General features: G+C 65.6%; 4 protein-coding genes. 1 reads left to right on the forward strand and 3 read right to left on the reverse strand.

Annotation, left to right across the window (positions count from 1 at the left end):
- Positions 1-55: 55 nt before the first annotated feature.
- Genes hadA through K8V11_RS03785 form a run of 3 tightly spaced genes read right to left on the reverse strand, consistent with a single transcriptional unit; the run spans position 56 to position 2,116 of the window.
- Positions 56-502 carry a (3R)-hydroxyacyl-ACP dehydratase subunit HadA gene (gene hadA / locus K8V11_RS03775; protein ID WP_303911066.1) on the reverse strand — a complete coding sequence of 149 codons (447 nt, stop codon included), beginning with the start codon at positions 500-502 and terminating at the stop codon, positions 56-58.
- Positions 503-534: 32 nt separating this feature from the next.
- Positions 535-1,515 carry a M48 family metalloprotease gene (locus K8V11_RS03780; protein WP_303911067.1) on the reverse strand — a complete coding sequence of 327 codons (981 nt, stop codon included), beginning with the start codon at positions 1,513-1,515 and terminating at the stop codon, positions 535-537.
- Between the two features lie 25 nt (positions 1,516-1,540).
- Positions 1,541-2,116, reverse strand: coding sequence for a LemA family protein (locus K8V11_RS03785; RefSeq protein WP_303911068.1), 576 nt, complete (start codon positions 2,114-2,116; stop codon positions 1,541-1,543).
- Positions 2,117-2,352: 236 nt separating this feature from the next.
- On the opposite strand from K8V11_RS03785, the gene K8V11_RS03790 reads away from it, so the two are divergent.
- Positions 2,353-3,410 (forward strand): NAD(P)/FAD-dependent oxidoreductase (locus K8V11_RS03790; protein ID WP_303911069.1); only part of this gene is annotated, 1,058 nt, incomplete at its 3' end.

Genomic DNA, 3,410 nt, shown 5'->3' on the forward strand with positions numbered 1-3,410 from the left:
AGGTCCTTGCGGTTCAGCTCGATTGTGCGTTCGCCGAACTTCGGCCACTGCGTGCTCATTCCGCCCCTCCCGTGCTCTCGTCCGCTTCGGCCAGCGCGGACAGCAGCGTCGTGCGCAGCGTCTGCACCGTCGATCCGCCCGGGTCGCGGACATCGGTGACGAAGGTAATCAACCTTCCGCCGGCAGCCTTGCGGATCGACTCGACAGTCGCGGTCGCGGTGTAGGTCGTCCCGACCTCGAGCGGATGGGACACCTCGATCCGCTGCTCGGTATGCATCGTGCGGGCGAGGTCGATCCCCAGGCGTTCGTCGCCGATGAGTTTCTCCTGGACCCCCGACGTGAGAGGAGCGGCAATCGTGTGGGGCACCTGCTCTCCGCCGTCATCGGAATGTGTAACGGCGGCGAACTCGCGCACCATGACCGGCGTGAGCTCCAGTGGCCCGGAGTCGAAGCTGATCCCGACGAGCCCGGACTCGCCTGCCGCGTTGTTCTGGTCGTCCATGCCTGCCAAGGTACCCACCCCGGCGGGCGGAGCTAGGTCCCGGGCGCTTGCGGGGGCGCCGCGCCCATTTTGACCAGAGCGTCGACCCGTTCCCCGATCGGCGGGTGCGTGGCGAAGGCGCCGGCGAATTTCGCCGGGTTGAAGAACGCGAGAGCGCCGACCGTCTTGTAGAACTTCTCGGCGCTCTTCTTATTGTCGGCGCCGGACTGGTAGCTGTAGCCGTCGATCTTGGCCAGCGCGCTCGCCATAGCGGTGGGGTTCCGGGTGAAGCGCACCGCGTTCGCATCGGCCTGCGATTCCCGCTTGCGGGACATGAACGCGTTGCCGACGCGGGAGAGGATCGGCGCGACGAGCAGGAAGATCAGCGCCAGCACGATAATGACGATCGCCAGCGGGTTGGCCTTGCCGTTGTTGTTATTGCCGCCGCCACCGCGCCGTCCGAAGAACATGCGCGAGGACATCCCCGCGATGATGCCGACCGTCGACGTCAGCGCGATGAGCCTGGTCATCGCCACCGAGTCCCCGGTGTAGACGTGGCTGAGCTCGTGCGCCATGACCGCCTGGACCTCGGAGCGGTCGAGGGTCTGCAGGATCTCCGCTGTGAACACGACGCGCGCGTGGCCCTTGCGGTTGCTCAGCGCGTAGGCGTTCGCGACGCCTGTGCCGTGCTGGATGTAGACGTCGGGCACCTTCATTCCCGAGGCGATCGACATCTCCTCGGCGATGTTATAAAGCTGCCCGCTGGTGACCCGCTCGTGGTCGCCGCCCACCGACCCCATGACGACGGACGACGAGAGCAGCATGACGAACGAGAGGATCACAGCGGCGACGACCACGGCAACTCCGGCGTAGAGAAGCAGGTAGCGCAGGAGTTCTTCGTTGGTGACGTTGCTCGGCAACGCGACGAACAGCATCGCCGCGAGGATCGTCAGCGCGAGGAGGAGGAAGTTGACGAACCACGCAACGAACACGCCTCGGCGTAGCCGCTTGAGCTCGGAGGAGAAGGACGCCATCAGAGGTTAACGCGACCTTCGCGCTCTAGAACTGGACGCCGGGCGCGCGACGATCGGCTTCGTCCTCGACCTCGAAGAGCTCGGCGGCCTTGAAGTTGAACATCCCGGCGAAGATGTTCGAGGGGAAGACCTCGCGCTTGGTGTTGTAGGAATTGACGGCCTCGTTGTAGTGCTGGCGCGCGAAGGACACCTTGTTCTCGGTGGTCGCGAGCTCCTCCTGCAACGACAGGAAGTTCTGGCTGGCCTTGAGGTCCGGGTACTGCTCGGCGACTGCGTTGACCCGAACCATCGCGTCCTTGTACGCGGTTTCCGCTGTCTTCGCGTCGGCGACTTCGCCGGTTTCGTGGGCGCGTTGCGCGGCGACGCGCGCGTCGGTGACCCGCTGCAGGGTCTCGCTCTCGTGCTTGGCGTAGCCCTTGACGGTCTCGACGAGGTTGGGAATGAGGTCGGCGCGGCGCTGGAGCTGCGTGTCGATCTGCGCCCACGCCTCGCGCGCGTTGTTCCGCATGCGGACGAGGCCGTTGTACATGCCGATGGCGACCGCCACCGCTATCACCACAAGGATGATGACGACGATCAGAATTATGAGCCCGGTACCCATGTGGGACTGCCTTTCACCGCACGGAAGTGGTTCACGTCGAACCTAACACGGTCCTCACCTCCCCGTGGGGGCCGATCGACGACCACTTCGCGGCGCCGTCAGGCCGCGGGAGTCCAAAGCCGAACAGATCAACTGTTGACATCACGTGATGTCTACATCAAACTGAAACACGTATCACCCGACGGACGACTCGCCCAGAGCGCGCCGTCCACGCCGGCTACAGCGAGGAGCTGTTCATGGACAACGAGAACGGTCCACTCCCGAATCACATGCTCGAGGTGGCGGTGGTCGGCGCGGGGTTCGGCGGCATCTGCACCGCAAAGCGACTGCTCGACGAGGGCATTACCAACTTCCTCGTCTTCGACCGCGCCACGGAGGTCGGCGGCACCTGGCAGGCGAACACCTACCCGGGCGCACAGTGCGATATCCCGGCGGCGCTGTACTCCTTCTCGTTCGCCCAAAAGCCCGACTGGTCCCGCCTCTACCCCCTGCAGCCCGAGCTTCTCGCTTACCTGCGCGACGTGTGCGAGAAGTTCGGTATCGGACCACACCTGCGGCTAGGCCACGAGATCCTCGACCTGCGCTGGGACGAGGCGGGGCAATTCTGGAACGTCACCACTTCCGCCGGCGCGTGGCGGGCGCGTGTCGTCGTCGGCGCCTTCGGACCGTTCAGCGAACCGTCGACCCCGCGTTTGGAAGGACTCGAAGAATTCGCCGGCACCGTCCTACACTCCGCGCGCTGGGACCACACCGCGGATTGGAGCGGCGCGCGCATCGGGGTCGTCGGAACCGGCGCCTCTGGGGTACAGATCATCCCGCAGGCCGTGCGCGCGGGTGACTCGCTCACCGTTTTCCAACGCACCCCGACGTGGATCTTCCCGCACGCGGACCGCCCGATCCCGACCCCGCTGCAGCGCCTCTTCGCGCGCGTTCCCGCCACCCAGAGGGCGTTGCGTCGCACCGTTGACGTCCTCCTAGAGTCGATGGTCTACGGCCTCGTGTTCCGACCGGCCCTCCTCAAGGTCATGGAGGCCACTGCGCGGGCCCACCTCCGACGCCAGGTTCCCGATGCGGAACTGCGCGCAAAGCTCACCCCGGACTACATGTTCGGCTGCAAACGGCCGACGTTCTCGAACACGTACTTCCCCGCCATGGCGGATGCGAAGACCGACGTCATCACCGAACCGATCCGGCGGGTCGTGCCCACCGGCGTCGAAACCACGGATGGCACGGTCCACGAACTGGATGTCCTCGTACTCGCCACAGGGTTCACCGTGTCCGGCCATCCGTTCTT

The sequence above is a fragment of the Dietzia timorensis genome, assembly GCF_020742175.1.
Lineage (GTDB): Bacteria > Actinomycetota > Actinomycetes > Mycobacteriales > Mycobacteriaceae > Dietzia > Dietzia timorensis_A.

Coding starts and splice junctions, on each gene's coding strand:
- hadA (WP_303911066.1), bottom strand. CDS start 502: ATGGACGACCAGAACAACGCGGCAGGCGAGTCCGGGCTCGTCGGGATC.
- K8V11_RS03780 (WP_303911067.1), bottom strand. CDS start 1,515: ATGGCGTCCTTCTCCTCCGAGCTCAAGCGGCTACGCCGAGGCGTGTTC.
- K8V11_RS03785 (WP_303911068.1), bottom strand. CDS start 2,116: ATGGGTACCGGGCTCATAATTCTGATCGTCGTCATCATCCTTGTGGTG.